Origin of the sequence: Acidovorax sp. SUPP2825 (assembly GCF_030158995.1) — a bacterium.
Taxonomy (GTDB): Bacteria; Pseudomonadota; Gammaproteobacteria; order Burkholderiales; family Burkholderiaceae_C; genus Paracidovorax.
Window position 1 is genome coordinate 67,078 of sequence record NZ_BQXK01000011.1, and the last position, 26,132, is coordinate 93,209.

22 protein-coding genes and 2 riboswitches are annotated in these 26,132 nt (G+C 68.8%); of the genes, 15 read left to right on the forward strand and 7 right to left on the reverse strand.

All coding sequences use genetic code 11. From position 1 onward, the window contains the following. Window positions 1–21: 21 nt before the first annotated feature. Together AVAK2825_RS15075 and garD are read left to right on the forward strand one after the other, a co-directional pair. Window positions 22–1,176 (forward strand): L-talarate/galactarate dehydratase, encoded by a 1,155-nt coding sequence (locus tag AVAK2825_RS15075; RefSeq protein WP_284400251.1) that lies wholly within the window; start codon window positions 22–24, stop codon window positions 1,174–1,176. Window positions 1,177–1,254: 78 nt separating this feature from the next. Then, window positions 1,255–2,850 (forward strand): galactarate dehydratase, encoded by a 1,596-nt coding sequence (garD, locus tag AVAK2825_RS15080; RefSeq protein WP_284400254.1) that lies wholly within the window; start codon window positions 1,255–1,257, stop codon window positions 2,848–2,850. A 42-nt stretch (window positions 2,851–2,892) separates the two neighbouring features. Here garD and AVAK2825_RS15085 read toward each other — a convergent pair whose 3' ends face one another. Continuing rightward, window positions 2,893–3,315: an acyl-CoA thioesterase gene (locus AVAK2825_RS15085; RefSeq protein WP_284400256.1), complete on the reverse strand. Its 423-nt coding sequence runs from the start codon at window positions 3,313–3,315 to the stop codon at window positions 2,893–2,895. Between the two features lie 340 nt (window positions 3,316–3,655). Between AVAK2825_RS15085 and AVAK2825_RS15090 the strand changes: the two genes are divergently transcribed. Continuing rightward, entirely contained in the window at window positions 3,656–4,558 is a 903-nt protein-coding gene (locus tag AVAK2825_RS15090; RefSeq protein ID WP_284400258.1) for a metal-dependent hydrolase, read from the forward strand. Between the two features lie 83 nt (window positions 4,559–4,641). Here AVAK2825_RS15090 and AVAK2825_RS15095 read toward each other — a convergent pair whose 3' ends face one another. The 5 genes from AVAK2825_RS15095 to AVAK2825_RS15115 form a co-directional block, all read right to left on the reverse strand. Continuing rightward, window positions 4,642–5,286 carry an ankyrin repeat domain-containing protein gene (locus tag AVAK2825_RS15095; RefSeq protein WP_284400259.1) on the reverse strand — a complete coding sequence of 215 codons (645 nt, stop codon included), beginning with the start codon at window positions 5,284–5,286 and terminating at the stop codon, window positions 4,642–4,644. Window positions 5,287–5,396: 110 nt separating this feature from the next. Further along, the gene (gene katB / locus AVAK2825_RS15100) at window positions 5,397–6,923 is read right to left on the reverse strand and encodes a catalase KatB (RefSeq protein WP_284400261.1); all 1,527 of its coding nucleotides are present in this window, start codon (window positions 6,921–6,923) and stop codon (window positions 5,397–5,399) included. A gap of 256 nt (window positions 6,924–7,179) precedes the next feature. Beyond that, entirely contained in the window at window positions 7,180–7,896 is a 717-nt protein-coding gene (locus AVAK2825_RS15105; RefSeq protein WP_284400264.1) for an autoinducer binding domain-containing protein, read from the reverse strand. Window positions 7,897–8,025: 129 nt separating this feature from the next. Beyond that, entirely contained in the window at window positions 8,026–8,943 is a 918-nt protein-coding gene (locus AVAK2825_RS15110) for a DMT family transporter (RefSeq protein ID WP_284400267.1), read from the reverse strand. 10 nt (window positions 8,944–8,953) lie between these two features. Beyond that, window positions 8,954–9,736 (reverse strand): SDR family oxidoreductase, encoded by a 783-nt coding sequence (locus AVAK2825_RS15115; protein WP_272563733.1) that lies wholly within the window; start codon window positions 9,734–9,736, stop codon window positions 8,954–8,956. Window positions 9,737–9,875: 139 nt separating this feature from the next. Between AVAK2825_RS15115 and AVAK2825_RS15120 the strand changes: the two genes are divergently transcribed. Next, window positions 9,876–11,582 (forward strand): electron transfer flavoprotein-ubiquinone oxidoreductase, encoded by a 1,707-nt coding sequence (locus AVAK2825_RS15120; RefSeq protein ID WP_284400278.1) that lies wholly within the window; start codon window positions 9,876–9,878, stop codon window positions 11,580–11,582. 193 nt (window positions 11,583–11,775) lie between these two features. After that, the gene (locus AVAK2825_RS15125) at window positions 11,776–12,378 is read left to right on the forward strand and encodes a lipocalin family protein (RefSeq protein WP_272563735.1); all 603 of its coding nucleotides are present in this window, start codon (window positions 11,776–11,778) and stop codon (window positions 12,376–12,378) included. 132 nt (window positions 12,379–12,510) lie between these two features. Here the strand turns inward: AVAK2825_RS15125 and AVAK2825_RS15130 are convergent, their stop codons facing one another. Beyond that, window positions 12,511–12,969, reverse strand: coding sequence for an Lrp/AsnC family transcriptional regulator (locus tag AVAK2825_RS15130; RefSeq protein WP_272563736.1), 459 nt, complete (start codon window positions 12,967–12,969; stop codon window positions 12,511–12,513). A 283-nt stretch (window positions 12,970–13,252) separates the two neighbouring features. Then, a riboswitch (glycine riboswitch) is annotated at window positions 13,253–13,340 on the forward strand. A 23-nt stretch (window positions 13,341–13,363) separates the two neighbouring features. After that, window positions 13,364–13,477: riboswitch (glycine riboswitch) on the forward strand. A 47-nt stretch (window positions 13,478–13,524) separates the two neighbouring features. Between AVAK2825_RS15130 and gcvT the strand changes: the two genes are divergently transcribed. From gcvT to AVAK2825_RS15180, 10 genes are all read left to right on the forward strand, one after another. Continuing rightward, window positions 13,525–14,658, forward strand: coding sequence for a glycine cleavage system aminomethyltransferase GcvT (gcvT, locus tag AVAK2825_RS15135; RefSeq protein ID WP_284400282.1), 1,134 nt, complete (start codon window positions 13,525–13,527; stop codon window positions 14,656–14,658). Window positions 14,659–14,738: 80 nt separating this feature from the next. Further along, window positions 14,739–15,113, forward strand: coding sequence for a glycine cleavage system protein GcvH (gcvH, locus tag AVAK2825_RS15140; RefSeq protein WP_284400287.1), 375 nt, complete (start codon window positions 14,739–14,741; stop codon window positions 15,111–15,113). A gap of 43 nt (window positions 15,114–15,156) precedes the next feature. Then, on the forward strand, window positions 15,157–18,075 hold the full coding sequence (gene gcvP, locus AVAK2825_RS15145; RefSeq protein WP_284400290.1) for an aminomethyl-transferring glycine dehydrogenase: 2,919 nt from the start codon (window positions 15,157–15,159) through the stop codon (window positions 18,073–18,075). Between the two features lie 174 nt (window positions 18,076–18,249). Beyond that, a complete protein-coding gene (locus AVAK2825_RS15150) occupies window positions 18,250–18,597 on the forward strand; it encodes an FKBP-type peptidyl-prolyl cis-trans isomerase (protein ID WP_442867280.1) in 348 nt (115 codons plus the stop codon). 22 nt (window positions 18,598–18,619) lie between these two features. Next, window positions 18,620–19,618, forward strand: coding sequence for a MerR family transcriptional regulator (locus AVAK2825_RS15155; RefSeq protein ID WP_284400295.1), 999 nt, complete (start codon window positions 18,620–18,622; stop codon window positions 19,616–19,618). An 83-nt stretch (window positions 19,619–19,701) separates the two neighbouring features. Next, window positions 19,702–21,063: an MFS transporter gene (locus AVAK2825_RS15160; protein WP_284400299.1), complete on the forward strand. Its 1,362-nt coding sequence runs from the start codon at window positions 19,702–19,704 to the stop codon at window positions 21,061–21,063. A gap of 191 nt (window positions 21,064–21,254) precedes the next feature. Continuing rightward, window positions 21,255–23,441 carry a PAS domain-containing hybrid sensor histidine kinase/response regulator gene (locus AVAK2825_RS15165; RefSeq protein ID WP_284400302.1) on the forward strand — a complete coding sequence of 729 codons (2,187 nt, stop codon included), beginning with the start codon at window positions 21,255–21,257 and terminating at the stop codon, window positions 23,439–23,441. Next, window positions 23,425–24,126, forward strand: a complete 702-nt coding sequence (locus AVAK2825_RS15170) for an RluA family pseudouridine synthase (protein ID WP_284400305.1) — start codon at window positions 23,425–23,427, stop codon at window positions 24,124–24,126. Before AVAK2825_RS15165 ends, AVAK2825_RS15170 begins: the two co-directional genes overlap by 17 nt. A gap of 133 nt (window positions 24,127–24,259) precedes the next feature. Continuing rightward, the gene (locus AVAK2825_RS15175; protein ID WP_284400308.1) at window positions 24,260–25,018 is read left to right on the forward strand and encodes an SDR family NAD(P)-dependent oxidoreductase; all 759 of its coding nucleotides are present in this window, start codon (window positions 24,260–24,262) and stop codon (window positions 25,016–25,018) included. Between the two features lie 126 nt (window positions 25,019–25,144). Continuing rightward, complete coding sequence (locus tag AVAK2825_RS15180) at window positions 25,145–26,128, forward strand: Bug family tripartite tricarboxylate transporter substrate binding protein (RefSeq protein WP_284400311.1); 984 nt, start codon at window positions 25,145–25,147, stop codon at window positions 26,126–26,128. The last annotated feature ends 4 nt before the right edge of the window (window positions 26,129–26,132 follow it).

Sequence of the window (26,132 nt, forward strand, 5' to 3'; positions counted from 1 at the left end):
CCGAATGACCTGCACTGCACCATGACCGCTTCCTCGTCTCCCTCCTCTTCCAGCGACAGCATCGCCTGGGTCCGTATCTCATCGTGTTACCTGCCCCTGGCCAACCCCATCAGCGATGCCAAGGTGCTGACCGGCCGGCAAAAACCCATGACCGAGATCGCCATGCTGTTCGCCGAGATCGAGAGCAAGGACGGCCATCGGGGCCTGGGCTTCAGCTACTCCAAGCGGGCGGGCGGGCCGGGGCAGTTCGCGCACGCCCGGGAGGTCGCGCCGGCGCTGCTGGGTGAAGACCCGAGCGACATTTCCCGGCTGTGGACCAAGCTCTGCTGGGCCGGCGCGTCGGTGGGGCGCAGCGGCATGGCGGTGCAGGCCCTCGGCGCCTTCGACGTGGCGCTGTACGACCTCAAGGCGCGCCGCGCGGGCCTGTCGCTGTCCAAGCTGCTGGGCTCGCAGCGCGACTCGGTGCGCTGCTACAACACCTCGGGCGGCTTCCTGCACACGCCGCTGGACCAGCTGCTGCGCAACGCCAGCGCCTCGCGCGAGCGCGGCATCGGCGGCATCAAGCTGAAGGTGGGCCAGCCCGACCATGCGCTCGACATCCAGCGCGTGGAGGCGGTCCGCAAGCACCTGGGCGATGCCATGCCCATCATGGTCGATGCCAACCAGCAGTGGGACCGCCCCACCGCGCAGCGCATGTGCCGCGTCTTCGAGCCCTTCAACCTCGTGTGGATCGAAGAGCCGCTGGACGCCTATGACTTCGAAGGCCACGCCGCGCTCGCCGCCCAGTTCGACACGCCGATCGCCACCGGCGAGATGCTCACCAGCGCGGCCGAACACGGCGAGCTGATCCGCCACCGCGCGGCCGACTACCTCATGCCCGATGCACCCCGCGTGGGGGGCATCACCCCGTTCCTCAAGATCGCCGCGCAGGCCGAGCACGCGGGCTTGAGCCTGGGCCCGCACTTCGCGATGGAACTGCACGTGCACCTGGGCGCGGTCTATGCCACCGAGCCCTGGGTCGAGCACTTCGACTGGCTCGAGCCGCTGTTCAACGAGCGCCTGGAAATCCGCGACGGCCGCATGATGGTGCCCACGCGCCCGGGCCTCGGCCTGAGCCTGAGCGAGCAGGCGCGCGGCTGGACCCGCGATGCGGCGGAGTTCGGCACCCGCGCGTGAGCCCGGCGCCATCGACAATCGAGCGGCATGCCGCATGCAAAGCCCCCAGAACATCGCCCCACCCACGACGACCGCCCCATGACCGATTCCGCTTCACCCACCCGCCCGCCCCTGACCGTGCAGATGCACGCGGCCGACAACGTGGCCATCGTCGCCAACGACGGGGGCCTGCCCGCAGGCACGGTGCTGGCCTCGGGCCTGACGCTTGTCGACCGCGTGCCCCAGGCCCACAAGGTCGCCCTGGAAGACATCCCACAGGGCGCCGCCGTGCGCCGCTACAACGTGCCCATCGGCTACGCGATCCAGCCCATCCCCGCCGGCAGCTGGGTGCACGAGCGCCTGCTGCACATGCCCGATGCCCTGTCGCTGGAGGGCCTGCCCCTGGCCACCGTGCGCCCCGAGCCCCTGCCCCCGCTCACCGGCTACACCTTCGAGGGCTACCGCAACGCCGACGGCTCGGTCGGCACCCGCAACATCCTGGCCATCACCCAGACCGTGCAGTGCGTGGCCGGCGTCACCGAATTCGCCGTCGCGCGCATCAAGGCCGAACTGCTTCCCCGCTTTCCCAATGTGGACGACGTGGTGGCGCTGGAGCACACCTACGGCTGCGGCGTCGCCATCGACGCGCCGGACGCCGTCATTCCCATCCGCACCCTGCGCAACATCAGCCTGAACCCCAACTTCGGCGGCGAGGTGATGGTGGTCAGCCTGGGCTGCGAGAAGCTCCAGCCCGAGCGCCTGCTGCCCCCGGGCAGCATCCCGCTGGTGGACGAGCGCAGCGTGGCCGACGTGGGCACCAGCGCCGAACCCAAGCTGGACGTGGTTTGCCTGCAGGACGACGCCCATGTGGGTTTCATGTCCATGATCGACTCCGTCATGCGGCAGGCGGAAAAGCACCTGGAGCGCCTGAACGCCCGCCGCCGCGAGACCGTGCCCGCCGCCGAGCTGGTGGTCGGCGTGCAGTGTGGAGGCAGCGACGCCTTCAGCGGCGTCACCGCCAACCCGGCCGTGGGCTTTTGCACCGACCTGCTGGTGCGGGCGGGCGCCACCGTCATGTTCTCGGAAGTGACCGAGGTGCGCGACGGCATCGACCAGCTTACCTCGCGCGCCAGCACCCCGGAAGTGGCCCAGGCCATGATCCGCGAGATGGCCTGGTACGACGCCTACCTGGACAAGGGCCGGGTGGACCGCAGCGCCAACACGACGCCGGGCAACAAGAAAGGCGGCCTCTCCAACATCGTGGAAAAGGCCATGGGCTCCATCGTCAAATCGGGCAGCGCCCCGATCTCGGGCGTGGTCTCGCCCGGGGACAAGGCCACGCAGAAAGGCTTGCTGTATGCCGCAACACCGGCCAGCGACTTCATCTGCGGCACGCTGCAGCTCGCGGCCGGCATGAACCTGCACGTGTTCACCACCGGGCGGGGCACGCCCTACGGGTTGGCCGAGGTGCCGGTGATCAAGGTGGCCACGCGCAGCGACCTGGCGCGGCGCTGGCATGACCTGATGGACATCAACGCCGGGCGCATCGCGGACGGGCAGGCCACCATCGCGGACGTGGGCTGGGAGATGTTCCACCTGATGCTGGAGGTGGCCAGCGGGCGCAAGAAGACCTGGGCCGAGCAGTGGAAGCTGCACAACGCCCTCGTGCTGTTCAATCCCGCGCCCGTGACCTGAGCGGCCCGGCGGCACCGGCCGCCGAACGCGATGACGGCGGCGTCACCCGCCCACCAGCGCGCGCACCCAGGCCGGCAGGTCCACGGCTTTCTTGCGCGGAAAGTCCACCCAGATGGTCGTGGCACCGCCGGCCGCGCACACCACGCCGGGCTGGTCCGCGCGCTCCATGGTGCCCCAGGTCTCGAACGTGGTGCGCCCCGGGTCGCTCACGTAGAGCTTGAGCAGCACCTCGGCCGGGTATTCGAGCTGCTGGTAGAAATTGCAGAAGGCATTCACGATCACCGGCCCCTGGCCCTGCGGGTCGAGGTTGCAGCCCGCCGCGACCAGCCAGTCGATGCGGGCCGTCTCCAGATAGCGGAAGTACACGGTGTTGTTCACATGGCCCATGGCGTCCATGTCGCCCCAGCGCACGGGAAAGCGCATCGTGTGCACGAGCGTCTTGGCTTCGGGAATCTCGATCTTCATCGGCGGCCTCGGTTGGTGCCGGGCGTGCGGGGCGGAACGCGCTGCAGACAGCCCGGCGAAGAATGGCGTCCACCAGCACAGCGTATCGCACGGCAGTCCCTGCACAGCGACCTTTTCCAAAACATGAGCAAGGCGGCCAGGGCCTGGACGGTCGCACGATCGGCTCACGCCTGAAACGCAGTACCCACGTGGTCCCAGAGCCTTATTCCAGGTGATCGGGCTGCCCCGAAAAACCTGAGCGGTAGGCGAGTAGCGCGCCCGCTCTAAAACTGAATAATCCTCAGAAAACGGAGCCCGGCGGCGTTGCCGGGCCACCGCCGTTTCTGGAAAGCCGCCTCCCATGTCCGAGATCCCCGCCTCCCCCGACCCCGCGCCCGCCGCAGCAGCCGCCGCCACCACCCTCCCCGTGCGCAAGCTCGAAGTGGACCTGCAAAAGGGCTTCGCCCGCCACTGGCACGGCGGCGATGCCTTCCGCACGCAGTTCTTCAATGCGCTGTCGATGAGCTTTCCGGTGGGCGAGCAGTTCTTCATCGATTCCGTGCGCGATGCCACGCCGCTGCTGGGCAATCCCCATGGGCCGCTGGCCACCCGCTTCCAGGCCCTGCTGCGCGGCTTCATCGGGCAGGAGGCCACGCACCGGCATCTGCATGGGCTCTACAACGCCGAGCTGGAGCGCCAGGGCCTGCAGAACCACTGGCAGCACTGGGCGCGCGGACGCATCGCCCGCCTGCACCTGCGCACCAAGAATCCGCTGCACGCCCTGGCGGTCACCTGCGCCTACGAGCATTTCACGGCCCTGCTGGCCGACGGCACGCTGCGCCATGCGCGCTGGCTCGATGGCGCCGACGCCACGCTGCAGACCGTGTGGCGCTGGCATGCCGCCGAGGAGACCGAGCACCGTGCCGTCGCCTTCGATCTCTACCGCGCCGCGGGCGGCAGTAACGCCTGGCGGGTGCGCTGGTACTTGTATGTGGCGCTGGTGTTCACCGTCGATGCGATGCGCCAGACGGTGCTCAACCTGCAGCGCGACGGCACGCTGTGGCGCCCCTCCACGGCCTGGAGTGCGCTGCGGTTCTTCTGGGGGCGCGATGGCGTGGCCTGGCGCTCGCTGCCGGCGCTGGTGCGCTACCTGCGCAGCGACTTCCACCCCGATCAGGAACACGCATCGCCCACCGCCGCGGCGCTGGCCCAACAATGGCTGCAGGCGAACGCCGAGCGCTTTCGCGTGGTGGGGCGTAGTTGACCACCATTACTATTATTTTTATAGCAACATGCCCTAGTTCCCATTGCGCTGGAGGGCGATTTGGCTTGAAGCCCCGCGAAGGCTCATCGCGCGGGTGAACCGGCAAATTCGCCGCGCTGCAGCTGCGACACATCGTTGCCCCGCGCGTCCCTGGCGCCGAGGTCCGCGCCCTTGGCGGCCAAGGCCTGCAGCAGTTCGGTCCGCTGGAACAGGGCGGCGTACATGGCAGCGGTCTGGCCGGCGTTGTTGCGCTGATCGGGGGCGCAGTCGGCCTGCACCAGCCGCCGCGCGATCGCCACCTCGCCCTTGAAGATCGCGCCCATCAGGGCGGTGTTGCCGCGCAGGTCCTGCACGCAGGGGTCGGCGCCGGCCTTGAGCAACTGCTCCACCACCTCGCGGTGCCCGTGGTAGGCCGCCAGGATGAGCGCGGTGTAGCCTTTTTCATCGCGGACATTGAGGTCGTAGCGGGCGGCGATGAACTCGCCCAGCATGTCGCGCCGGCCCTCGCGGGCCGCATCGAAGAAATAGCGGCGCAACTGCCGCTGGACCTGGGCCGGATCGGTCGGGGCTGCCGGCTCGGCCCCCGCCGCGGCTGCGGGTGGCGACGCATATGCAGCCGCTGCCGTGCCCGGGGCCGCGCTGGGGGCCGCACCCGCTGCGCCAGCCGCCATCGCGCCCACGCACAGCATTGCCAGCACCCAGGGGCGCGATCGATGGGAAAGGGACATGCCGATCTCCTTGGAATGGGGGACGGTCTTGGGAGGGGCACCGCCAGCGGCGCCCCTCGATGCAGCACGCGGGCGCCAGGACGGCGCCACACGTGCATCGCATTTCCGCGTCAGTCTTGCAGCGCGGAGGCCAGTTGCTTCACGCGAGCCAGGTCGCCCTTGGCCACGCGGGCCACGCCCGTGCCGTACTCGGGATCGGCCTTGTACAGGAACGACAGGATGATGTGCTTGCTCTCGGCATCGGCGCCGGCCAGCGATTCGCCGAAGCTCTGGATCAGGTCCTCGCGGTCCTTCTTGCCGTAGCTGCGGTACAGATCACCGGCTTGCTTGAAGTTCTGCTCCTTGCCGATCTTGGCCTGCTGCGTGGTGCCGGACAACGGCAACTGGCTGTAGCGCGCCGCCGAGACCTGCGGGCGGGGCTCCAGGCGGCTGGGCTCGTAGTTCACGCCGCTGGTGGTCTGGCCGAAGTTCAGCGTGCCGTCCTGGTTGCCGTTGTTCACGCCGACGCGGGGGCGGTTCACCGGCAGGCTCAGGCCGTTGGTGCCCACCCGGTACAACTGCGTGTCGGCGTACGAGAACACGCGGCCCTGCAGCAGGCGGTCTTCCGAGGGCTCGATGCCCGGCACCACGTTGGCGGGCGCCATGGCGACCTGTTCGGTTTCCTGGAAGAAGTTGTCCACGTTCTTGTTCAGCACCATCTGGCCGATCTTGCGTTCAGGCACATCGTGCCAGATCTTGGTGGCGTCCAGCGCGTTGAACTCGAACTTGTTCAGGTCCTCGGGCTTGAGCACCTGCACGTACAGGTCCCACTTGGGGAAATCGCCCTGCTTGATCGCATTGACCAGGTCGTTGGTCATGTGGCTGTAGTCCTTGGCCTGGACGGCGGCGACCTGCTTGGGGTCGAGGTTCTTCAGCCCCTGCAGGCTCTTCCAATGGAACTTCACGTAGTGCACCTGGCCCTGGCTGTTGACCAGCTTGTAGGCATGCACTCCGTTGCCGTCCATGAACCGGTAGCCAGCGGGCGTGCCCTCGTTCGAATACAGCAGCGTGAGCGTGCGCGTGGCCTCCGGCACATGCGAGAAGAAGTCGAAACGGCGGGAATCGTCGTCCAGGTTGGTGCGGGGGTCCGGCTTGAACGCATGCACCATGTCGGGAAACTTGATGGCGTCGCGGATGAAGAAGGTGGGGAAGTTGTTGCCCACCAGATCCCAGTTGCCCTGGCTCGTGTAGAACTTGGTGGCGAAGCCGCGGGGGTCGCGCAGCGTCTCGGGGGAATGGTTGCCGTGCACCACGGAAGAGAACCGCACGAACACCGGGGTGCGTTCGCCGGCGCTGAACACCTTGGCCTGGGTCAGCGAAGACAGGTCTTCCGTCGCCACGAACTCGCCGCGCACGCCGGTGCCGCGGGCATGCACGACGCGCTCCGGAATGCGCTCGCGGTCGAAGCGCTGCAGCTTCTGGATCAACTGCACGTCCTGCAGCAAGGTGGGGCCGTTCGGGCCGGCGGTCTGCGAATTCTGGTTGTCGCCCACCAGGGCGCCGTTGTCGCGCGTGAGGGCGGATTGGGCGAACGCCGCAGGCGCTACCAGCACGCCTTGCAGCACCAGCGCTGCGGTGAAGATTTTTCTGGTTGTCATGGAAACTCCGCTCCAGTCGTTAAGGGAAGCGAATGATCCACGTGGCGGAATGTCGCTCACAAGAGGGGTTTGGCTATGGCCGCGATGAATATTGCCGATGGGCCCCTCACAACCCTTTGGATGGAGTGCAGTAAATGCCGGAAAGAGCGCGGACGGGCGCTATTAAAAAAATAGCAATCTACGAATCGAAGCACCCTGCCGGTCGCTTTTTATTACATATCCGAAGCGCTTTCCGGGGTCTTTCGGTTAATTGCCGTCAGTCCAGCCAGCCCAGCAACGCCGCCCCCGCAGCCGCCGTCTTGTTGGGCGTCTGCAGTTTGGCGGTGGCGTTCTTGAGGTGAAACCGCACCGTGTTTTCGGACACGTCCAGAATCTGCGCAATATCCGCCATGGTTTTCCCGTCCGCCGTCCATTTGAGGGCCTCCAGCTCGCGCGGGGTCAGAAACGCCTTCTGGCGGGTGCCGTGCAAAGCCTTCATCGCGCGGACCATGGCTTCGTACGAGGCGCTTGCAAGGAACGACATGCGGGGCTCGTTCGCCTTGAGTTCCTCCTCCGCCAGGGGAACACGGGAGCGCACCAGGGTCAGAACGCCGCGCAGGCTGCCCGCGCTCTGGTTGGCCTGCGACCAGCCGACCTTCAGCCCATGAGACTGCGCTTCACGCCACAACTCGGGCGCCGAGGCGAAAAGCTCGTCGCTCCAGACCACGGGCCGCTCGGATTTGCGGCAATGGGCCACGGTGGGGTCGATATGGTGGTATTCGGCGACGGAATATCGCCTTTGCCACGCTTCCGGGAAATCGTCCACCTGGACCACCTGCGGGCGGGAGATGGGGACGGGAATGTAGAGGGTATACGCGCATCGCTCGAAACCCACTTCCGTCGCCGCGGACTTGATTTTGCTGAAGATTCTGTTCTTGCAGGTCTCATTGGAGAAACATTCGGAAACCTCCCGCTGCCACGACTGTGCTGCCATCACCACCCCCTTTTTTGATTAACTATTTATTAATCAGTCTACCCAGCAATGTTTTGGGAGGGCGCCCTTTCGCCATGCCGCGCATAACCCGGCCCGAATCCACGGACGCTTGGCGGGGCCGGGCAGGACTCAGCGGTGGGCCTGGATGGTGGCCAGAATGCCCAGGGTAAACATGGCGCACGCGGCCCATTGGGCAGGCGCCGGCCAGTGGCCGTCCCAGGCGAACGAATAGACGAGAGCGAACAGGGTCTCGCTCACGATCAGCTGGCCGCACAGGCTGGCGGACAGGCGTTGGCTGGCCACATTCCAGAGGATGGTGGCCAGCCAGGTCGCGCCCAACCCGATCGCAAGGCACACCAGCACGAAGGCGCCGAAACCCGGCTGCGCCGCCAGTTCTGCCAGGGGCGAGCCCTTCACCCCCCACAGCAGCAATCCACCCAAACCCGTGGCCACGCCCAGCCAGTTGGCCCATTGCGTCGCGCCCACCTCGGGGTGGCGCTGCACCCAGGCCGAATTGAGGATGGCGAATGCGGTCCAGAAGACCAGCGCCACCAGCACGATGCCGATGCCGCGCCACCAATACGCCCCGCCGCCCGCCGCCGGCGATCCGCCCTCGCCGTGCGGCGCGAACGCCATCAGCGCCAGGCCCGCCAGGGTCAGGGCCAGCCCCGGCACCAGGGCCGCCCAGCGCAGCCCCTTCGGTTTGCCCAGCAGCATCACCCATATTGGAATGGTGCCGATGATGAGGGCCGGCACCTCCACCCCCGCATCGCGGATCGCCAGCACCAGCAGCAGGTAGTAGCCGGTGAAGCCCAGCACGCTCAGGCCCAGGGCGGCCCCGGCCTGGCGGGCCGTCGGCCAGCGCACCGCCGGGCGCGTGCCGGGGCGCAGCCCCCACAGCAGCATGCCCACGGCCATGGCGCCATAGGCCACGAAGCGGCCGGCGGTGAGGTCCACCGACGCGAACCCGGCCGCCATGCGCGGCGCGACGAACACCAGCCCCCAGAGCGCGCCCGCGGCGAGCCCTGCCAGGATTCCAGTCAGCATCGGCCGGCGGTCAGACCGCGAAACCGTCGTCGGCGGCGATCACCGCGCCGTTCACGAAGTGGCTCTGGTCGCTGGCGAGCATCACGATGAGCGCGTCCAGGTCCTTGGGCTGGCCCACGCGCTTGCGCGGGAGCATGTCCAGGAGCTTGCGGCCCTGCTCGGTCTGCCAGTGGTGGTGGTTGATCTCGGTGTCGATGTAGCCCGGGCACAGGGCGTTCACCGTGATGCCGAAGCGGCCCCATTCGAGCGCCATGGCCCGCGTCATGTGCACCACGGCCGCCTTGCTCATGCAGTAGGCGCCGATCTGCGGCAGCACCTTGAGGCCGGCCATCGAGGCGATGTTGATGATGCGCCCGCCGGTGAAGCTGCCCGGCGCCGCCCCGCGCGAGCGAGCCAGCATGCGCTTGCCGACCTCCTGCGCCACGAAGAAGGCGCCCTTCACGTTGGTGTCGAAGATGAAGTCGAAATCCTCGGGCTCCACGTCCTGCAGGCGCTGGGTGGTGGAGACGCCCGAGTTGTTGACCAGGATGTCGATGGAGCCCATCTCCGTCTCGGCGTGGGCCACCGCCGCCTTGATGGAGTCGTGGTCGGTCACGTCCAGTTCGATCACATGGGCGTCGCCGCCTTCGCCTTCGATGCGCGCGCGCAGCTCCTTGAGCTTTTCCACGCGCCGGCTGGCCAGCACCACGCCGGCCCCTGCGGCGGCCAGCGTGCGGGCAAACTGCGCGCCGAGCCCGCTCGATGCCCCGGTCACGAAGGCGACGCGCCCTTCCAAATCGATGCTGTAAGCCATGGGATGTCTCTCTTGTCAGAAAATAGAACGATCGTTCGATTGTCGGTTTTCCGTGAATACAATCTGTCCGACCGACGGACTGCGCGCAGGCCAGTCGCCCGCGGCGGATCACCCATTATCAAACCACCACGAGACACCCATGACCCCAGAAGAAATCCTCGCCCAACGCGGCCCCCGCGAAGCCATGGAGTACGACGTGGTGGTCGTCGGCGGCGGCCCCGGAGGCCTGGCCACCGCCATCCGGCTCAAGCAGCTCGCCACAGAAAAAGGCCAGGACATCTCGGTCGTGGTGCTGGAAAAGGGCTCCGAGACCGGCGCGCACATCCTGTCGGGCGCCATCATGGACCCGAAGGCGCTGACCGAGCTGATCCCCAACTGGAAGGAACTGGGCGCGCCGCTCAACCAGCCCGTCACCGACGACGCCATGATCTTCCTGGGCGAAAAGTCGTCCTGGCGCACCCCCAATTTCCTGCTGCCGCAGTGCTTTCAGAACCACGGCAACTACATCGTGAGCCTTGGCAACGTGGTGCGCTGGCTCACCACCCAGGCCGAAAACCTGGGCGTGGAGATCTTCCCCGGCTTTCCAGCCGCCGAAGTGCTCTACAACGAAGACGGCTCGGTCAAGGGCGTGGCCACCGGCAACCTGGGCGTGAGCAAGGAAGGCGAGCCCACCGCCGACTTCCAGCTGGGCATGGAGCTGCACGCCAAGTACACGATCTTCGCCGAGGGCGCGCGCGGCCACCTGGGCCGCCAGCTCATCAGCCGCTTCAAGCTGGACCAGGGGCGCGACCCGCAGGCCTATGGCATCGGCGTGAAGGAGCTCTGGGAAATCGACCCCAAGCGCCACCAGCCCGGCTTCGTCATGCACACGGCCGGCTGGCCCATGGACAGCGACACCTACGGCGGCGCGTTCCTCTACCACGCCGAGGACAACAAGGTCACGCTGGGCTTCATCACCGGGCTGGACTACTCCAATCCCTACCTCAGCCCGTTCGAGGAATTCCAGCGCTGGAAGACCCACCCCAACATCCGCTACTACCTGGAAGGCGACGAGGCCAAGGGCATCAAGCCGGCCAAGCGCATCGGTTACGGCGCACGCGCCATCACGGCCGGCGGCCTGCTGTCGCTGCCCAAGACGGTGTTCCCGGGCGGCGCGCTGGTGGGCTGCGAGGCGGGCTACCTCAACGTGAGCCGCATCAAGGGCAGCCACGCGGCCATCAAGACCGGCATGCTGGCGGCCGAAGCGGCCTACGACGCGGTGCACGCGGGGCGCCAGCACGACGAACTCACGGCTTACCCCGAGGCGTTCGAAAAGAGCTGGCTCTACGCCGAGCTGAACAAGGCGCGCAACTTCAAGGCGTGGTTCAAGAAGGGCCTGGCCACCGCCACGCTCATGAACGGCATCGAGCAGTTCGTGCTCAAGGGCAACATTCCCTGGACGCTGCACCGCGACAAGCCCGACCACGCCTACCTGAAGCCCGCGGCCGAGTGCAAGCCCATCGTGTACCCCAAGCCCGACGGCAAGCTCACCTTCGACCGGCTGTCCAGCGTGTTCATCAGCAACACCAACCATGCCGAGAACCAGCCGGCGCACCTGACGCTCAAGGACCCGAGCGTGCCGGTCAACATCAACCTCGCCAAGTACGCCGGCCCCGAGGCGCGCTACTGCCCCGCCGCCGTGTACGAGTTCGTGCCCGACGAGGCCAAGGGGGGCGATGCCCAGCGGCTGCAGATCAACGCGCAGAACTGCGTGCACTGCAAGACCTGCGACATCAAGGACCCGACGCAGAACATCGTCTGGGTCACGCCCGAAGGGGGCGGCGGCCCGAACTACTCCGGCATGTGATGCCGCCACCGCCCTCGCCAGGGCGACCCGAAGGGCCTGCTCTGCAGGCCCTTTTTCGTGGGGATTCCGACGGCCTTTGCAGGAACGCGCCTACAGGACCCTCCTGACCTGCGGGCGAGACTGTCTGGCCTTTCCGCGCCGCGCACTGCAGCGCAGCATCAAAACCCACCACGCCATCGAAGCAGGAGACCCCATGGCCCGTTCCCCCGCCCCACGCTACCGCACCCACCGTCGCCCGCTCTGGCCTCTGGCCGTGGGCGCAGCCGCCGTGGGGGCAGCGCTGGCATTCTCGGCCAGCGCATCCGTGCGGGCCCCACGGGGCGTCGAGGTGGTGGAGGATTTCAACGTGGACCGCTATGCCGGGCACTGGTACGAGCTGGCCCGCATCGACCACCGCTTCGAAAAGGGCCTGGTCCAGACCAGCGCCCACTACAGCCGGGGCCCGGACGGATCGGTGCAGGTGCTCAACCGCGGGTTCGATCCGGCCCGCAAGCGCTGGCGCGAATCGCGCGGCCGGGCGGTGTTCATCGGCCGCCCCGACCAGGCCTCGCTCAAGGTGTCGTTCTTCGGCCCCTTCTATGGTGGCTACCACGTGGTGGCGCTGGACGAGGACTACCGCTGGGCCATGGTCGTGGGCGCGAGCCTCGACTACCTGTGGATCCTGTCGCGCACCCCCACCCTGCCCCGCGGCGTGCGGCCCCGCCTGCTGGCCCAGGCGCGCGCGATGGGCGTGGACATGGACCGCATCGTCTGGGTGCCGCAGGACGAGGACGGCGCCGTGCGCATCGCGGCCTGACGCGACGTCAACGTCTCACCCAATTGCTACAAAATTAATAGCAACCAAGACAATAAGAACTAGGGCGAGCGGCACTTTTCAGCAAAATCCGCTGGCCGTAGCGCCCTGGAGCCCCGCGCAGCCCCTTGACCGTCACTGTGCGAACAAGGGCAGGTCGGCCCGCTTGAGCGTGCGCAGCACGAAGCTCGACCGGCTGTGGCGAATGCCCTTGATCTTGTAGAGCTTCTCGCGCAGCAGCCGCTCGTAATCGCGCGTGTCCTTGACCACCACGCGCAGCAGGTAGTCGTAGTCGCCCGACACCAGGTGGGCCTCGATGACCTCGGGAATGCTGGCCAGCGTTTCGCCGAACTTCTCCAGCGTGTTGTCCGAATGGCTGTCGAGCGTGACCTGGACCAGCACCGTGTCGTTCAGATCGAGCGCCTTCGGATTCAGGCGCACGGTGTAGCCCTCGATCACGCCCGCCTCCTCCATCTTTTTGATGCGGCCCCAGCAGGGCGACGGGCTCAGGCCCACGGCGTTGCCGATCTCCTGCAGGCTGGCGCGGGCGTCGGCCTGCAGGACGGAGAGGATTTTTCTGTCGAGGCGGTCCATGCACCGCATTGTTCTTCCAATTTCCACATTTCAGAAGAATTTTCTTCAAATCGGGGATTTTTGAAGAAATTCAGAAGATTCATCCAGCGAGCGCACGGCACACTTCATTCATCAAGGCGCCCTTACCGGGGCGCACGAAACAGGCAGGGCCCCGGCGGATTACCGTTCGCCGGGGCACTTGGCTTTTTTGGAGGGCATTGGCTTTCTCGAACACGGCAAGCCCCCTCGCACCCCGCGGTCGGATCGCCCGGCGCGCACCGGCGCTGCAGTTAGAATCCGCCCGGTCAGGAGAGAGCGCCGCCCCGTCACCGGGATTGCCGGCGCCGCCGAAGGCGCAGGGTGACCCCGAACGCTCAGGCAAAAGGACTGGCAAAACGCCCGCAGGGATGCGGGCGTTCCCCTTGCTGGAGAGAGGTCCGCCGCGTGCGCGGGCCCACCGAAGGAGCAAGCCCCGCGCCGCCTTGGCACGTGGGTGAATCTCTCAGGTAAAGCGGACAGCGGGGCAAAGGCGTGGCCATGGGGCCGCGTTCCCATTTGCCCTTGCTGGAGATTGCCATGTCCGCCGCCGACGCCGCCCTGCTCACCACCCCGCTGAATGCCCTGCACCTCGAACTCGGGGCCCGCATGGTGCCGTTCGCCGGCTATTCCATGCCCGTGCAGTACCCCGCCGGCCTGATGGCGGAGCATCTGCACACGCGCCAGGCCGCCGGCCTGTTCGACGTGTCGCACATGGGCCAGTTGCGTCTGGTGGGCAGCGATGCCGCGGCCGCCTTCGAATCCCTCATTCCCGTGGACGTGATCGACCTGCCCGTGGGCAAGCAGCGCTACGGTCTGCTGCTGAACGACGAGGGCGGCATCATCGACGACCTGATGTTCATCAAGCAGGGCGAGGGCGACATCTTCGTGATCGTGAACGGCGCCTGCAAGGCCGGCGACATCGCGCACATCCAGGCCCGCATCGGCCAGCGCTGCGAGGTCGTGCCCATGCCCGACCATGCGCTGCTGGCGCTGCAGGGACCGCAGGCCGTTGCGGCGCTGTCGCGGCTGGCGCCCGGCATCGAGCAACTCGTCTTCATGACCGGCGGGCGCTACGAGATTGCGGGCTGCGATGCCTTCGTCACCCGCAGCGGGTACACGGGCGAGGACGGGTTCGAGATCTCGGTGCCCGCATCGCAGGCCGAGGCGCTGGCGCGCGCCCTGCTCGCGCAGCCCGAGGTGAAGCCGATCGGCCTGGGCGCGCGCAACTCGCTGCGCCTGGAAGCGGGCCTGTGCCTGTACGGCAACGACATCGACACCAGCACCACGCCCCCCGAAGCCGGCCTGAACTGGGCCATCCAGAAGGTGCGCCGCACGGGCGGTGCGCGGGCCGGCGGCTTTCCCGGCGCGGCCAAGGTGCTGGCGCAGATCGACGACCCGGCCACCCTGGCGCGCAAGCGCGTGGGCCTCACGGCACTGGAGCGCGTGCCCGTTCGCGAACACACCCCGCTGCAAAGCGCCGAGGGCGAGGCCCTCGGCGAGGTCACCAGCGGCCTGCTGGGCCCGAGCGTGAACCAGCCCATCGCCATGGCCTACGTGCCCCCGGCGCTGGCCGCCATCGGCACGCGCGTGCAGGCCATCGTGCGCGGCAAGCCGGTGCCCATGCAGGTGTGCGCGATGCCGTTCGTGGCGCCCCGCTACTACCGCGGCTGAAGCGGGCAGCCGGGGCCACCGCCAAGGCGGCGGCCACCGCTACATTCCAGATTCCTTTTCTTCATTTTTCAGGAGCCCCCATGACCGTTCAATACTCCCGCGATCACGAGTGGATCGACGCCGCCGATGCCAACGCCGCCGTGGTCGGCATCACCGTCCATGCCCAGGATGCCCTGGGCGACGTGGTGTTCGTGGACCTGCCCGAAGTCGGCAAGACCTTCTCGCAGGGCGAAGTGGCCGGCGTGGTCGAGTCCGTCAAGGCCGCCGCCGATGTGTACATGCCCGTCTCGGGCGAGGTGGTGGAAGTGAACGAGGCGCTGCGCGCCGACCCGTCGCTCGCCAACTCCGATCCCTTGAACGCCGGCTGGTTCTTCAAGGTCAAGCTGTCCGATCCGGCCCAGTTGTCCGGCCTGATGGACGAAACGGCCTACACCGATTTCGCCAAGAACGCCTGAGCCTTTTCCTTCCCTTTTCCTTTTCCGTCCACGGTCCTCTTCCATGCTGATGCAATCCGCCCTGCCGCTTGGCGCGCTTGAAAACGCCACCGAGTTCCTGCCCCGCCACATCGGCATCGACGGGGCGGACGAACAGCACATGCTCTCCGCCATCGGCGAGGCCTCGCGCCGCGCGCTGGTGGACGGCATCGTGCCGCGCTCCATCGCGCGCAGCCGGGCCATGGACCTGCCGCCCGCCACGACGGAGGCCGCGGCACTGGCCGAGCTGAAGGCCATCGCCGCACAGAACCAGGTGCTGCGCAGCTTCATCGGCCAGGGCTACCACGGCACGCACACGCCGGGCGTCATCCTGCGCAACATCCTGGAGAACCCCGCCTGGTACACGGCCTACACGCCGTACCAGGCCGAGATCTCGCAGGGCCGCATGGAGGCGCTGGTCAACTTCCAGACCATGGTGTGCGACCTCACGGCCATGCCCATCGCCAACGCCTCCATGCTGGACGAGGCGACCGCGGCGGCCGAGGCCATGACGCTGGCCAAGCGCTCGGTCAAATCGAAAAGCACGCGCTTCATCGTGGCCGGCGATGCGCACCCGCAGACCATCGAAGTGATCCAGACGCGCGCCGCGCCGCTGGGCATCGAGGTGGTGCTGGCCAACTCGCTGGCCGAGTGGAATGACGCGCTGGACGGCGACTACTTCGCCGTGCTGGCGCAGTACCCCGCCACCAGCGGCCGCATCGACGACCTGGCGGCCGATGCCGCCCGGGCCCATGCCAAGGGCGCGGCCTTCATCGCCGCGGCCGACCTGCTGGCCCTCACCCTCATCACGCCGCCCGGCGAATGGGGCGCGGACATCGTGGTGGGCACCACGCAGCGCTTCGGCATGCCCATGGGCGCGGGCGGCCCGCACGCCGCCTTCATGGCCTGCCGCGACGAGTACAAGCGCTCCCTGCCCGGCCGCCTGGTCGGCGTGAGCGTGGACGTGCACGGCAAGCCCGCCTACCGCCTGGCGCTGCAGACGCGCGAGCAGCACATCCGCCGCGAAAAGGCCACTTCCAACATCTGCACGGCCCAGGTGCTGCCCGCCGTGGTGGCCAGCATGTACGCCGTGTACCACGGGCCCCAGGGCCTGATGCGCATCGCCCAGCGCGTAGCCGCCTACACCGCCATCCTGGCCAAGGGGCTGGAGCAACTGGATGCGCCGCTGCGCCCGCAGGCCGCCTTCGACACGCTGTCGCTGCACACCGAAGGCGCGACGCAAGCCATCGCGGCCCGCGCCGTCTCGCTGGGCGCCAACCTGCGCGTCTATTTCGAGAACTACTTGTGCATCTCGCTGGACGAGACCACCACGCGTGCCGACATCGAGCTGCTGTGGAAGGTGTTCGCCCGGGACGGCCAGGCGCTGCCCACCTTCGCCGCCTTCGAAAAGGGCGTGGAGCCGCTGATCCCCACGGGGCTGCGCCGCACCAGCGCCTTCCTCTCGCACCCGGTGTTCAACACCCACCATTCCGAGACCGGCATGCTGCGCTACATCCGCCAGCTGTCCGACAAGGACCTGGCGCTGGACCGCAGCATGATCCCGCTGGGCAGCTGCACCATGAAGCTGAACGCGACCAGCGAGATGATCCCCATCACCTGGCCCGAATTCGCCAACGTGCACCCCTTCGCCCCGGCCGACCAGCAGCGGGGCTACCGCCTGCTCGACGAGCAACTGCGTGCCTGGCTGTGCGAGGCCACCGGCTACGCCGGCATCAGCCTGCAGCCCAACGCGGGCTCGCAGGGCGAGTACGCCGGCCTGCTGGCCATCAAGGCCTACCACGCGGCTCAGGGCGAGGGCCACCGCAACATCTGCCTGATCCCCAGCAGCGCGCACGGCACCAACCCCGCCAGCGCCCAGATGGTGGGCATGCAGGTCGTGGTGACGGCCTGCGATGCCAACGGCAACGTGGACCTGGCCGACCTGCGCGCCAAGTGCGAGCAGCACAGCGCGCACCTGGCCTGCGTGATGATCACCTACCCCAGCACGCACGGCGTGTTCGAGACGCAGGTGAAGGAGCTGTGCGCGCTGGTGCACCAGCACGGCGGGCGCGTGTACGTGGACGGCGCCAACATGAACGCCCTGGTGGGCGTGGCCGCCCCCGGCGAGTTCGGCGGCGACGTGAGCCACCTGAACCTGCACAAGACCTTCTGCATCCCGCACGGCGGCGGCGGCCCCGGCGTCGGCCCCGTGTGCGTGGTGGCCGACCTGGTGCCCTACCTGCCGGGCCACCGCACCGCGGCCGCGCAAGGCGCCCTGGGTGCCGACACGAACGCTGCCAACGGCGTGGGCGCGGTCAGCTCCGCCCCGCTGGGCAATGCCGCCGTGCTGCCGATCAGCTGGATGTACATCCGCATGATGGGCGCCGAAGGCCTGCAGGCCGCGACCGAGACGGCCATCCTGTCGGCCAACTACATCAGCGCGCGCCTGAAGGACCACTACCCCACGCTGTACGCGAGCGCCAACGGCCACGTGGCCCACGAGTGCATCCTGGACCTGCGGGGCCTGAAGGAAACCAGCGGCGTGATGGCCGAGGACGTGGCCAAGCGACTGATCGACTACGGCTTCCATGCGCCCACGCTGTCGTTCCCGGTGCCCAACACGCTGATGGTGGAGCCCACCGAGAGCGAAACGCTGTCCGAGCTGGACCGCTTCATCGACGCGATGATCGCCATCCGCGAGGAGATCCGCCAGATCGAATCCGGTGCCTGGCCGCAGGACGACAACCCGCTCAAGCACGCGCCCCACACGGCCGAGAGCCTGCTCTCCACGGAATGGACGCGGCCCTATGCCCGCGAGACCGCGGCCTTTCCGGTGGACGCCTTGCGCCGCAGCAAGTACTGGTCGCCGGTCGGCCGCGTGGACAACGTCTGGGGCGACCGCAACCTGTCGTGCAGCTGCATTCCGGTGAGCGACTACGCGTGACGGCGAGGGGTGCGCCGGCCGCGCCACGGGCCCGGCCGGCCTGGCCCTCCAACATGGGGTTACAGGGCCGCGGGCAGACTCTTTAAGATCGCGGGCTACCTTTTTTCAGGAGATGCTTTCGTGCGAAATTCCTTGTGCGCCCTGCTTGCCGGGCTTGTGATCGTTCCCGCCGCCATGGCGCAGACCGCCCCCGTCACCCTGCCCAGCGGGCTGGTGTACGAGTCGCTGAAAGAAGGCACCGGCACCTCGCCCAAGGCCACGGACACCGTCAAGGTGCACTACAAGGGCACGCTGCCGGACGGCAAGGAGTTCGACAGTTCCTACAAGCGCGGCGAACCCACCGAGTTTCCGCTCAACCGCGTCATTCCCTGCTGGACCGAAGGCGTGCAGCGCATGAAGCCGGGCGGCAAGGCCAAGCTGACCTGCCCGCCGGCTATCGCCTACGGCGAGCGCGGCGCGGGCGGCGTCATTCCCCCCAACGCCACGCTGAACTTCGAAATCGAACTGATCTCGGTCCGCTGACCCGTCCGAGGGCCCGCCACCCATGCTGCTCCAGGTCGGCGAGCTGGCCCGGCGCACCGGCCTCACGGTGCGCACGCTGCACCATTACGACGAGGTGGGTTTGCTCAAGCCCTCGGGCCGGTCCGAGGCGGGTTACCGCCTCTACAGCCCGTCCGACGTGCAGCGGCTGCACGGCATCCAGACGCTGCGACAGATGGGCCTGCCGCTCAGCGACATCGCGGCCCTGCTGGCGGGCGACGGCATGGCGCCCGAGCAGATCATCGGGCAGCAGATCGCGCAGGCCACCGAGCTGCGAGGCCGCCTGTCGCTGCTGCGCGACGGGCTGGAGGCCGGCGCCGAGCCCGACATGGGCGACTGGCTGCAGGCGCTGGCGCTCATGGCCACCTATGGCAAGTACTTCAGCGCGGCCGAGCTCAAGCACATCTTCTCCCATTGGCACCGCATCGAAGCGGACTGGCGGGTCGTCAGGGACCGGGTGCGCCAGGCCATGGACGAGGGCCTGCCGATCGATGCGCCCGCGGTCCAGGCGCTGGCCTACCGATGGATGGCGCTGATGCTGCACTGGATGGACGGCGACATGGACCTGCTGGAACGCTGGGGCCACATGTTCCGCACCGAGCCCAGCACCCAGGGCCGCAACCATGCGCCGCCGGGCGACATGATCCGGTACATCGAAGGCGCCATCCAGTTGCGCATGGACCTGCTGCTGCGCTACCTGGACCGTGACGACCTGCGCCGGCTGGGCCAGGTACACCACACGCAATGGCAGCACCTGGAGCAGGAAGTGCAGCAGTTGCTGGACCAGGGCATTCCCCCGGGCCATCCGCGCGCGCGGGCGGCCGCTGTGCATTGGGACGCCCTGTTCGGCACCCTTTGCCGCAACGACGCCGGGCTGCGCGCCAAGCTGATGCGCGCATCGGCCAGCGAGCCTCTGCTGCGCGCCGGCTCTCCCTTGAGCGAGCCCGTGCGCAACTACCTGCACGCCGTGCCGCGCCTGCCGGCCGCCGCGCCATCGCCCTGAAAAAAAATGGCTTGACCCTCACGCTACGTGAGGCTTCACAGTCGGCCCCCATCGCTGCCCCTGCGCAGCCAACGGACCGACCCATGACCCCTTTGCCCCAACACCCGCGCGCCGCATTGCTGCAGGACTCCAACTTCCGCTGGATGGTCAGCGGCACGGCCCTCACTCTTCTGGGCGACCAGTTCACACTCATCGCCCTGCCCTGGCTCGTGCTGCAGATGACCGGCGACACCCTGGTGCTCGGAACGGTGCTGGCCCTCATGAGCGTGCCGCGCGCGCTGTTCATCCTGATCGGCGGCGCCCTGGTGGACCGGCACTCGCCCAAGCAGGTGCTGATGCGCACCAAATACGCCAACCTGGCCTTGCTGGGCCTGCTCAGCGGGCTGGTGCTGGCGGGTGCGCTCACGCTGTGGATGGTCTATGCCCTGTCGCTGGCCATCGGCCTGGCCACCGCCTTCAGCATCCCGGCCGGCACGGCCATGCTGCCGCACGTGGTGCCGCGCACGCAGTTGCAGGCGGCCAACGGCATCAGCATGGGCATTCGCCAACTCACGATGTTCCTGGGGCCGCTGCTGGCCGGGCTGCTGATCGCCCTGTTCGGCGATGGCAGTCGCACCCACGGCACGGGCACCGGCGCCATGGCCAACGCGACGGGCATCGGCATTGCCTTCGGGCTCGATGCGCTCAGCTTCGGCGTGTCGGCCTGGACCCTGTCGAAGGTGCGGCTGCTGGCTGCGGTGCCGGCTCCCTCCGGCCACACCGAGGGCTCCACCGCCTCCACCCCACCCGCCGCGCCGGACAAGGCTTCACCGGCGGTGCTGGCTTCGGTGGCGCAGGGGCTGGCGCATTTCTGGCGCGACCGCGAATTGCGCACCTGCTTTCTCTACTGGAGCGCCGTGGCCATCCTCATCATGGGTCCGCTGCACATCGCCATGCCGGTGCTGGCGAGCAGCCTGCCCCACCTGGGCGCCGCCGCGTTCGGCACGCTGGTGGGTGCCCACGGTGCCGGCACGCTCGCGGGCATGGTGGCCTCGGGCATGCTGCCGCGCCTGCGCTGGGGCAGCCTGGGGATGACGCTGCTGGCATTCGACGCCACCATCGGCCTGCTGTTCATGCCCATGGGCGTGATCGGCGCCCTCTGGCAAGGGGTTGCGCTCATGCTGGCCATCGGCCTGCTGGGCGGCTTCATGCAGGTGCGCATCTTCACGTGGATCCAGCAGCGGGTGCCGCCGGCACTCATCGGCCGGGCGATGGCGCTGTTCATGTTCATCTTCATGGGGCTGGCGCCGATCTCCGCCGCCGTCACGGGCTGGGTCATGAAGGGCATCACGCTGGCCCAGCTGTTCGCGGCCTGCGGCGGCGCGCTGGTGGCGGTGGCAGCGCTGGCCTTCCTGCTCACGCCGTTGCGGCAGGTGAACGACGCGCCGGGCACCGTGCCGCGCTGAACCGCGGCGTGGCGGCCACCGGCCCGGTGAACGCTGCCGATGGCCGGAAAGGGCTGCGCCGCGCCGCCGCGTGAAAGGCACTTCCTGCAGCAGGCCACCGGCTGGCCGGCACCCAGGGGCGGGCGTACACTGAGCCCCTTCCGTGCGGCGCTGGCGCCGCTGCCGCTCTGCCTGCCGTCGCTGCCTCGCCCATGAGCCGTCCTGATCTTTCCCTGCTCCTGCCCCCGGGTTCGGAGAACCCGCCCGCGCCCATTCCGCCCGAGCGCCGCGCGCCCACGAGCCGTGCCGAGGGCCCCGTGGCCGCGCTGATCGGCGAATTGCGCGCCTACCAGGCCGAGCTGGAGGTGCAGAACAAGGTGCTGCGCTACAGCCAGGCCGCGGCGGAAAGCGCCTCGGAGCGCTTCGAGACGCTGTTCGCCAGCGTGCCGCTGTCGCTCATGGTGCTCGACGAGCACGATATCGTGGTGCAGGCCAATTCCATGGCGCACCGCTCCTTTCAGCCCACCGAGGCCGACCGCCCCGTCACCTCGCTCATGCCGTTCGTGAGCGCGGCCGATGCCGAACGCGTGCGCGAGGCCTTCGCGCAGGCGCGCGAACTCGGCCACAGCGAGGCGACCGAGGTGGTGTTTCCCGTGGGCTCGGGCGGCACCATCACCGGCGACCTGCACATCGCCCGCATCGAGGCGCCCCAGGAAAGCGGCCCGCCGGTGCTGCAATTCCTGTGCGCCGTGATCGACCAGGGACCGCTGCTCACCGAGCGCCAGGCGCTGCAGCAAAGCGCCCAGGCCCTGCAGGAGCGCAACGCCCAGTTGCACGCCAGCGAGCGGCGGCTGGAGGCGGTGATCAACTCCGCCCTCGATGCCATCCTGTGCGTGGACCAGCACCAGCGCATCACCGTCTTCAACCCCACGGCCGCGGCGCTGTTCCAGTGCGCCACGGCCGACGCCATGGGCAGCCGGCTCGACCGCTTCCTGCCCGATGCGGCGCAGGCGCTGGCGTTCGCGCAGCTCACCACGCAGGCCGTGCTGGGCGAGATGGTGGCCTGCACCGCCAGCGGCAAGGAGCTGGCGGTGGAGGTGAGCATGTCGTTCGAGCGCCATGCCGAGGGCGAGACCACCACCGTCTTCGCGCGCGACCTCACCGGCCGCAAGAAGGCCGAGGCCCACCGCAGCGAGCTGGAAGCGCAGCTGCGCGAGTCGCACAAGATGCAGGCCGTGGGCACCATGGCCGGCGGCATCGCGCACGACTTCAACAACATCCTGAGCGCCATCCTGGGCAACGTCGAGCTGGCCAAGGCCGACTGCGATGCCGCCTCGCCCGTGCTGGAGAGCCTGCGCGAGATCGACAAGGCCGGCCGGCGCGCGCGCGACCTGGTGCGCCAGATCCTCACCTTCAGCCGCAACGAGCCGCCGCAGCGCACCGCCGTGAGCGTGCACGACGCCATGCACGACACCGAGCGGCTGCTGCGCGTGACCCTGCCGCCCGCCATCGAGTTGCGCATGCGCCTGGATGCGGGGCTGCCGCCCGTGCTGGCCGACGCCACCCAGGTCGAGCAGGCGCTGCTCAACCTGTGCACCAACGCCATCCATGCGATCGGCGAGGCGCGCGGCATCGTCAGCATGGAGGCCTCGGCCCTGGAGCCCGACCTGCGGCTGTGCGAGCGCCTGGGCCTGCCCCTGGGCGAGTACGTGGCGCTCACCGTGGTGGACAACGGCCCGGGCATCGACGCGGCCACGCAGCAGCGCATCTTCGAGCCCTTCTTCACCACCAAGCCCGTGGGCCAGGGCACCGGCCTGGGCCTGGCCGTGGTGCACGGCGTGATGCGCACGCACGGGGGCGCGGTGGACGTGCACAGCGCTCCCGGCGAAGGCAGCCGCTTCACGCTGTACTTCCCCGTGGCGCCGGATTCGGCGCCGAGCGCACCCCCCCAGCCCGCCGCCCCGCCGCCCGTGCAGAGCGCCGACGAGCGCATGCGCCACGTGATGTACGTGGACGACGACGAGGCGCTGGTCTTCCTCGTGCGGCGCCTGCTGCGCCGCCGCGGCTACCAGGTGACCGGGTTCACCGATCCGCACGAAGCCACCGAGGCCCTGCGCGCCGACCCGCGCAACTACGACCTGCTGGTGACCGACTACAACATGCCCGGCTACTGCGGCGTGGACCTGGTGCGCGAGGCCAAGCGCATCCGCCCTGACCTGCCGGTGGCCCTGGCCTCGGGCCACGTCACCGCGGAGATCGAACAATCGGCCCTGGCCGAAGGCGCGAGCGCCCTCATCCACAAGCCCAACGACGTGGAAGAGCTTTGCGCCACCGTGCACCAGTTGGTGCATGGCACGGCCAAGGGCCCCGATGACCCGGCCGATGGCGGACGCCATTGAGGCGGCGCCAGGCGCCGGGGAAGCCGCACCGCCGCCCGATTGCCTGTACGCCGACGACGACCTGCTGGTGCTGGCCAAGCCCTCGGGCCTGCTGTGCGTGCCGGGGCGCGGCCCCGACAAGCAGGACTGCCTGAGCGCCCGTGCGCTGCAGCACTGGCCGGACGCCCTGGTGGTGCACCGGCTGGACCAGGCGACCTCCGGCATCGTGCTGATGGCGCGGCATGCGACGGCCCAGCGCACGCTGGGCGACGCCTTCGCCGCACGGCAGGTGGACAAGCGCTACGAGGCCGTGGTGCAGGGCCCCGCGCCCGCACCGCCCGCCGCCGATGGGACCGGCGGCGGCTGGCAGGCCATCGACCTGCCGATCGCCGCCGACTGGGAGCGCCGCCCGCTGCGCGTGATCGACGCCGCACAGGGCAAGCCGAGCCTGACCCACTGGCGCGTGATCGCCCACGACGACGCCGCCCACACCACCCGCGTCGAACTGCAGCCCGTGACCGGCCGCACCCACCAGTTGCGCGTGCACCTGGCGGCCATCGGCCACCCGATCCTGGGCGATGCGCTGTACGCGCCCGTGGCGGTGCAGGCCCGCTCGCCGCGCCTGCTGCTGCATGCGCGCCAGGTGGCGTTCACGCATCCGCGCACCGGGCAGCCCATGGCGTTTTCGTGCCCCACGCCTTTTTAGTGTTTTGGGCCACCAGCACAATCAACACTAGGGCATATTGCTATATTTTTAATAGCATGCTGGGCCGCGGAAACCGGCGCACCCCCGAAGCCCCCGTCGGCCACGACCGTGGGCCACGCAGTACCATCGCCGGATGCCAAAACACCTCACGATCTTGACCGGCGCCTCGCGCGGCATGGGCCTGGCGATGGCCCGCCAGTTGCTGCAGCCCGGCCACGCGCTGCTCACCCTCTCACGCAACGCCCATCCCGAACTGGCCGCCGAAGCCGCCCAGGCCGGCGCCACGCTCGAGCAGTGGGAACAGGACCTGTCCCAGGGCCTGCACGCCGCGGCCCGCCTGCGCACCTGGCTGGCCAACGTGCCGGCGGGCGAGTACGCCAGCGCCACCCTCATCAACAACGCCGGCGTGGTGCCGCGCATCGCACCGCTCTCGGGCAGCGACCCGGCCGACCTGGCGCACGCGCTGCGCGTCGGGCTGGAGGCCCCGATGCAGCTGAGCGGCGCCTTCCTGGGCGCCACCGAGAACTGGCCGGTGCCGCGCAAGGTGCTGAACATCTCCTCGGGCCTGGGGCGCCGCGCGATGGCCTCGCAGGCCGCCTATTGCGCCGCCAAGGCGGGCATGGACCACTTCACCCGCTGCCTGGCGCTGGACGAGGCCGCCAAGCCGAACGGCGCCAAGGTGTGCTCGCTCGCGCCCGGCGTGATCGACACCGACATGCAGGCCCACCTGCGCGATGCGAGCGCCACCGACTTCCCCGACGTTCAGAGCTTCGCCAACCTCAAGGCGGGCGGCCAGCTCACCTCGCCCGCCGATGCGGCAGCGCGCGTGCTGGCCTGGCTGGAGCGTGCCGACTTCGGCCAAACGCCCGTGGCCGACGTGCGCGACGCCTGAGGGCCACCCCCGTGCAAACGCTATGCTTTCAATAGCAATATGCCCTAGATAATATTGCGCTGAAGGCCATTTTTGCCTTGCATCGACTGGCTTGAACTTCCCCCGCAAAAAATGGAGACACGACCGATGATCCGCAGCCTGCTTTCCTTCACCGCGCTCGCCCTGGCGCTGGGCGCCACCGCCCAGGCGCAGACGGCCCCGCCCGCCGCCACCTACCCCACCAAACCGGTGCGCCTGATCGTGCCATTCCCGCCCGGCGGCGGCACCGACATCCTCTCGCGCCTGGTGGCCACCAAGCTGACCGAGGTGACCAAGTGGACCGTGGTGCCCGACAACCGTGCGGGCGCCGGCGGCACCATCGGCATCACCGAGGCCGTGAAGGCCGCCCCCACCGGCTACGACCTGGTGGTGGGCCAGAAGGACAACCTGGTCGTCGCGCCCTGGCTGTACAAGAACCTGCCCTGGGACCCGACCAAGGACCTGATCGCCGTGGCCCACGTGGCCTACACGCCGGTGATCATCGCCACCGGCGCCAACTCCCGCTTCAAGACCCTGGCCGACGTAGTGGCCGCCGCCCGCGCCGAACCCGGCAAGATCACCTACGGCTCGCCCGGCAACGGCACCACCATCCACCTGGCCGGCGACCTGTTCGAGAAGGCCGCAGGCATCAAGCTGAGCCACATTCCGTACAAGGGCTCCAACCCCGCGCTGATGGACGCGCTGGCGGGCAACGTGGACCTGCTGGTGTCCTCCGTGCCCTCGGCGATGGGCCAGATCAAGTCGGGCAAGCTGCGCCCGCTGGCCGTCACCTCGGCCAAGCGCAGCTCGTCGCTGCCGGACGTGCCCACCGTGGCCGAGTCGGGCTACAAGGGCTTCGACGTGAGTTCGTGGTACGGCATCTTCGCGCCGGCCGGCACGCCCGCCAACGTGGTGACCACGGTGAACACCGAGGTCAACAAGCTGCTGGCCTCGCCGGAGATGCAGGCCGCCATCCAGGCGCAGGGCGCCGAGCCCGAGTCGCTGTCGGCCGCGCAGTTCTCCACGCTGCTCAAGACCGACTACGCGAAGTGGAAGGGCATCGTGGAAGCCTCCGGCGCGAAGATCGAGTAGGCAC

Excerpts from the sequence above, each read along its gene's own strand:
- AVAK2825_RS15110 (WP_284400267.1), bottom strand. The coding sequence starts at position 8,943 with ATGCTGACTGGAATCCTGGCAGGGCTCGCCGCGGGCGCGCTCTGGGGG.
- AVAK2825_RS15120 (WP_284400278.1), top strand. The coding sequence starts at position 9,876 with ATGACCCCAGAAGAAATCCTCGCCCAACGCGGCCCCCGCGAAGCCATG.
- gcvT (WP_284400282.1), top strand. The coding sequence starts at position 13,525 with ATGTCCGCCGCCGACGCCGCCCTGCTCACCACCCCGCTGAATGCCCTG.
- AVAK2825_RS15075 (WP_284400251.1), top strand. The coding sequence starts at position 22 with ATGACCGCTTCCTCGTCTCCCTCCTCTTCCAGCGACAGCATCGCCTGG.
- AVAK2825_RS15085 (WP_284400256.1), bottom strand. The coding sequence starts at position 3,315 with ATGAAGATCGAGATTCCCGAAGCCAAGACGCTCGTGCACACGATGCGC.
- katB (WP_284400261.1), bottom strand. The coding sequence starts at position 6,923 with ATGACAACCAGAAAAATCTTCACCGCAGCGCTGGTGCTGCAAGGCGTG.
- AVAK2825_RS15175 (WP_284400308.1), top strand. The coding sequence starts at position 24,260 with ATGCCAAAACACCTCACGATCTTGACCGGCGCCTCGCGCGGCATGGGC.
- AVAK2825_RS15150 (WP_442867280.1), top strand. The coding sequence starts at position 18,250 with ATGGCGCAGACCGCCCCCGTCACCCTGCCCAGCGGGCTGGTGTACGAG.
- AVAK2825_RS15105 (WP_284400264.1), bottom strand. The coding sequence starts at position 7,896 with ATGGCAGCACAGTCGTGGCAGCGGGAGGTTTCCGAATGTTTCTCCAAT.
- AVAK2825_RS15165 (WP_284400302.1), top strand. The coding sequence starts at position 21,255 with ATGAGCCGTCCTGATCTTTCCCTGCTCCTGCCCCCGGGTTCGGAGAAC.
- AVAK2825_RS15115 (WP_272563733.1), bottom strand. The coding sequence starts at position 9,736 with ATGGCTTACAGCATCGATTTGGAAGGGCGCGTCGCCTTCGTGACCGGG.
- AVAK2825_RS15130 (WP_272563736.1), bottom strand. The coding sequence starts at position 12,969 with ATGGACCGCCTCGACAGAAAAATCCTCTCCGTCCTGCAGGCCGACGCC.
- AVAK2825_RS15125 (WP_272563735.1), top strand. The coding sequence starts at position 11,776 with ATGGCCCGTTCCCCCGCCCCACGCTACCGCACCCACCGTCGCCCGCTC.
- garD (WP_284400254.1), top strand. The coding sequence starts at position 1,255 with ATGACCGATTCCGCTTCACCCACCCGCCCGCCCCTGACCGTGCAGATG.
- AVAK2825_RS15095 (WP_284400259.1), bottom strand. The coding sequence starts at position 5,286 with ATGTCCCTTTCCCATCGATCGCGCCCCTGGGTGCTGGCAATGCTGTGC.
- gcvH (WP_284400287.1), top strand. The coding sequence starts at position 14,739 with ATGACCGTTCAATACTCCCGCGATCACGAGTGGATCGACGCCGCCGAT.
- AVAK2825_RS15170 (WP_284400305.1), top strand. The coding sequence starts at position 23,425 with ATGGCGGACGCCATTGAGGCGGCGCCAGGCGCCGGGGAAGCCGCACCG.
- AVAK2825_RS15090 (WP_284400258.1), top strand. The coding sequence starts at position 3,656 with ATGTCCGAGATCCCCGCCTCCCCCGACCCCGCGCCCGCCGCAGCAGCC.
- AVAK2825_RS15155 (WP_284400295.1), top strand. The coding sequence starts at position 18,620 with ATGCTGCTCCAGGTCGGCGAGCTGGCCCGGCGCACCGGCCTCACGGTG.
- gcvP (WP_284400290.1), top strand. The coding sequence starts at position 15,157 with ATGCTGATGCAATCCGCCCTGCCGCTTGGCGCGCTTGAAAACGCCACC.
- AVAK2825_RS15180 (WP_284400311.1), top strand. The coding sequence starts at position 25,145 with ATGATCCGCAGCCTGCTTTCCTTCACCGCGCTCGCCCTGGCGCTGGGC.
- AVAK2825_RS15160 (WP_284400299.1), top strand. The coding sequence starts at position 19,702 with ATGACCCCTTTGCCCCAACACCCGCGCGCCGCATTGCTGCAGGACTCC.